Raw genomic sequence first — 702 nt, forward strand, 5'->3', positions numbered from 1 at the left:
GTTCCTAATCCGGAAGGCTGGCTGTAGATAAACCGGTGTTTCTCTATCAGATTTCCGTTTCTGTCATTCTTAAATACAGAATTCAGAATGCGCTCCTTATTGGAAACAGTACTGCTTTTTGATACCATCGTATAGTTAAACACATACGAGAATAGTTCTTCCCCCGCAGGATTTTTAAGCGTAATTTTCTGAAGACTGTATGGATCACTGGCTGTTTTATCATTCTCTTTTTTAGCCTCCAGTGTTTCATCATAAGTGTAATTAAATACCACCTGTCCGCTTCTGCTGGTAATCGTCTTCAATTTGTTCTGGAGAAATATAAGGCTCTTCGTACCAGTTTCCGAATATTTTGTTCTTTCATCATATGCCATTACAGCTACTTCTACTCCCAACGGATTTAGAATCCTGCTCAGGTAGTAGGATGGTTTATAATAATTTCCGCCTATAATAAGCTCTCCACAATCGTATTTTGCAGTGTCTGCTTTATCAAAAAAATACTTATATCCGTTATCTGCTGTTATGGTAAAGGCATCTGCTTTAAAAGTGGCTGTATTACTATCCCTTGCATATTCTATCTTAGCGTTATTTGGCATAAGATTAATTAGTGAAAAAGTATTATTTGTAACATCCCTTTTTATTCTAAATTTACCGGAGAGACCGGGAAGATTATAATAGTAGAGGTCATCAAATTCATTCTTTTGA

General features: G+C 36.2%; 1 protein-coding gene. It reads right to left on the bottom strand.

Features of this window, described 5'->3' with window-relative positions; translation table 11 throughout:
* Window positions 1–593 (bottom strand): hypothetical protein (locus SB679_RS23085; RefSeq protein ID WP_410704634.1); only part of this gene is annotated, 593 nt, incomplete at its 3' end.
* Window positions 594–702: the final 109 nt, after the last annotated feature.

It is taken from the genome of Chryseobacterium sp. SIMBA_029, assembly GCF_046535275.1.
Taxonomy (GTDB): Bacteria; Bacteroidota; Bacteroidia; order Flavobacteriales; family Weeksellaceae; genus Chryseobacterium.